Genomic DNA, 3591 nt, shown 5'->3' with positions numbered 1-3591 from the left:
GCTGTGATTCCCTCGAAGTCTGCAACTGCCACCTTGCGTAGGTAGGTCCGGCGAGATCCATAGAGGACATGGCCCGGTTTGAAACGCATGTGGAAGGCGGGGCCGAGATAACCGTCACCAATCTCACCCCAGCGCCGAATTATTAAATCGTCGGAATTCATGTGCTCGCCAGCAATGTACCGTTCTAGCCCAGACTCCTCAGGATCAACCTTATCCTTCACGTGACGCACGACATCACCGAACGCAGCGGTCGTACAGCCAGCCTTGGTTAGGTTCGTCGCTAACTCAAGCATCTCCGGTCTCCTGGGCGACAACTTCGTCCAGCGTCTCCGCGAGCGCGTCCATGCCAGCCCAGAAATCTCGCCCCTCGGAGTTGAATCGCTCCCACACCTCGGCCAGCGTATCGTCTCTATCGGTGCTCGCGACCGATGGCTTCCGAGTCACGTAGTGGTGAACGGTGAGGTCTCCCTTCTGAGCGAGGATCTCTTTCGTCGTAGCGACGTGGGCGAACTCGGGTTCGTTCTCGAAGGCGCGATACGCGGTCAGAATCCGCTGCTGGTGGTCCGACTTAAGGAAGCTCTGCGTGTTCTCTCGGACGATGTCGTGAACGGCATCGATGAAGAGCGTCTTGCCCTTCGTGCTCTTCGGCTTTTTCGACCGGCAGATGACGACGCACGCCACCATTGGCGAATTGTAGAACAGACTCGGCCCTAGCCCGAGCACACACTCAACCATGTCAGTTGCGACGAGCTTGCGACGAAGTTCGGCTTCGTCCTTGCGAAAGAGCACACCGTGCGGGAAAAGGATAGCGCAGCGACCGATCTTGGTATTCATGCTGCGAAGGATGTGCTGAAAGAAGGCGTAGTCGGCGCGGCCCTGGGGTGGGGTACCGAGGAAGTTGCGGTCCCAGGGGTCGCTCTCCCAGGCGGAGCGGTTCCACTTCTTGATCGAGTACGGTGGGTTGGCGAGGACCACGTCGAAGGTGCGCAGCTTGTCGCCCTCGGTGAAGGCGGGCGAAGTGAGCGTATTACCTGCGGCAACCTGGAAGCCCGATACTCCGTGGAGAACAAGGTTCATCCGGGCAATGGCTGCGGTGATAGTGATGAGTTCCTGCCCGTAGAGATCGGTAGTGCGTGTATCGCCGCCGCCGCGCTTTACCTCGGCGAGGCAGGAGATGAGCATGCCGCCGGTGCCGCAGGTTGGGTCGTAGATCGACTCGCCGGCCTTGGGCTCGAGCATTTGGGCCATGAGGTGAACGAGCGTGCGGTTGGTGTAGAACTCCTGTGCGGTGTGGCCCGAATCGTCGGCGAACTGTTTGATGAGGTACTCGTAACCGTTACCGAGCTCATCCTCGGGGACGTTCGCCAGACTCAGCGTGTGCTTCGAGAAGTGCTCGATGAGATTCTTAAGCGTAGCATCCGGCATCTGCGCCTTGTCGGTCCAGGGCGCGTTGCCGAACACACCCTGCAAGCGCTGCGGATTCACAGCCTCAATTGCTTGGAAGGAGTTCAGGAGGGCACGCCCAACATCCTTGGGTGCAATACGGGCATCCTTCCAGTGAGCCCCGTCGGGAATGGTGAAGCGGTCGTTAGCCGTAGCGGTTGCGTAACCGGAGTCCTTGGTATCGGCCAAGGCCTGCTGATAGTCCTCGTCCCAGACATCGGAGAGCCGCTTGAAGAAGAGCAGCGGAAATATGTACTGCTTGTAGTCGCTGGCGTCCACGAGACCCCGGAGGAGTGTGGCAGCTCCCCAGAGGTGCGACTCGAGTTCCATCTGCGACAGATGCGAACTCATTTCTTCAAGACCTGCTCGAACCAGAGTATGGCCGCTTCCCCCTCTTTAAGGGTGATCTCATCCACCCTGCGGCTATGTCGGATACCGTTCCGCAATTCGGCGAGCTGGCCGAATTTGGTGATGAGAGCCTCTTTGTTTGCGAACTGGTCCTGAAACATCGACCAGGTAGCCTTGGATATGATGATCTCCTGGAGTTCACGTAGATCGGCAAATTCCATGCGGGCGTGCAGTTCCTGGTAATCATCGACATAAATCGAACGTATCAGATCGCGAATGTCCCAAGGATTCCATTCGAACTCACGCTGGAAGTAGGGAATGACGAATCTACCCTCTTTCAACCTCGAGAGAAGGGTATTGAGGCTGATGTGATCGGGTTTCTGAGCATCTCTCATTCTAACCACCCTCCTTCAGCTAATACGGTACGTAGATGATCCTCAGCTACCCGGGCCTCGACAAGCGCGGTCTTGAAAACCTCGACCGCCTCAGGCAGCGGCGGGATGTCCACTCCGATGGGCGGCAGAACGTACCGCGAGATGTTGAGTGTCCAACCTTCCTCCTTGATCTCGTCGAGCGTGACTACCTTCGCCCGATCCTCGATATCTTCGAAGACCCGATACCAACCGACGATCTGCTCGGCGTGCACAGGATCAAGGAAATTCTGGGCGCGGCCTTTCCGGAACAGGCCCGATGCATCGATGATGAGTACCTTCTTCTTCCGGACAGCGGGCTTCTTCCTACGGAGAATCACGATGCAGCCGGCTAGTTGGGTGCCGTAGAAGAGATTCGGGGCTAGTCCGATGACGGCCTCGATGAGGTCCTCCTTAAGCAGCGCAGTTCGGATCTTGCCCTCGGCCGCCTTTCGGAACAGCGCCCCCTGTGGAAGCACGACCGCCATGCGGCTGTTACCAGTCGGCGCCATCGACGCAATCATGTGCTGGACGAATGCATAGTCACCGTAGCTCTCGGGCGGGATGCCGTATTGCGCCCGCGACCAGGGGTCAGCTTCCCATAGGTCGCGGCCCCACTCTTTTAGAGAAAACGGCGGATTGGCGATCACGCAGTCGAAGGTCAGTAAACCGCCGGTGCTGGCGTCGCTGAACGCGGGATTGCGTAGCGTATCCTCGTGGGCGATTTGAAAATCCTCGATGCCATGGAGCACGAGATTCATCCGCGCGATGGACGAGGTTGTGAGGTTCTTCTCCTGACCGTAGATTTTGCCGAAGAACGTTCGCGGGTCACCGTCGTTGCGAGCAACGTGCTCTATCGCGCCTAGCAGCATTCCACCGGTGCCACACGCGGGGTCGTAGATTGAGTCTCCCTCCTGGGGATCTAGGATCTCGACCATCATGCGGACCACGCTCCGCGGAGTGTAGAATTCGCCGGCCTTGTTGCGGCGGGTAACATCTGCGAACTTGCCAATCAGGTACTCGTAGGCATCACCGAGGACATCAGCGCTGACCGCTGTGTTACCGAGCGGAATCACCGAGAAGCCCTCGATAAGGTCCTTGAGCAGCTCGTCGTTGAACTTCTCTTTGTTGCCCCAGTCGGCGGTTCCGAAAACACGGTAAAGAGTATCCGGGTTGGCCCGCTCGATCTCTTGCATCGCCCGTAGCAATGTGGTGCCAACGTTAGTGGGAGTCTTCCTTACATCGTTCCAGTGACAACCATCAGGGACAATGAAGCGGTGCACTTCAGGGAAAAGCGACGGGTCCGCGTCACCGAAGATCTCGGCCGCCTCGGCGGTCTCCTCGTCCCAGACGTCGCTGATCCGTTTGAAAAACAGCAGCGGGAGGATGT

At 58.1% G+C, this 3591-nt stretch carries 4 protein-coding genes; all 4 read right to left on the bottom strand.

Annotated elements, in window-relative coordinates; genetic code table 11:
• The coding region (locus tag GY725_01760; protein MCP4002899.1) for a restriction endonuclease subunit S at positions 1–293 on the bottom strand (293 nt) is incomplete at its 3' end.
• Positions 286–1794 (bottom strand): SAM-dependent DNA methyltransferase, encoded by a 1509-nt coding sequence (locus GY725_01755; protein MCP4002898.1) that lies wholly within the window; start codon positions 1792–1794, stop codon positions 286–288. The genes GY725_01760 and GY725_01755, both read right to left, overlap by 8 nt.
• Positions 1791–2186 carry a hypothetical protein gene (locus tag GY725_01750; GenBank protein MCP4002897.1) on the bottom strand — a complete coding sequence of 132 codons (396 nt, stop codon included), beginning with the start codon at positions 2184–2186 and terminating at the stop codon, positions 1791–1793. Before GY725_01750 ends, GY725_01755 begins: the two co-directional genes overlap by 4 nt.
• Positions 2183–3591 (bottom strand): SAM-dependent DNA methyltransferase (locus GY725_01745; protein ID MCP4002896.1); only part of this gene is annotated, 1409 nt, incomplete at its 5' end. The genes GY725_01750 and GY725_01745, both read right to left, overlap by 4 nt.

This window comes from bacterium (assembly GCA_024226335.1).
Lineage (GTDB): Bacteria > Myxococcota_A > UBA9160 > SZUA-336 > SZUA-336 > JAAELY01.
Note: the sequence above shows the minus strand (reverse complement) of the source record. Positions and strands in the feature narration are given on the sequence as shown.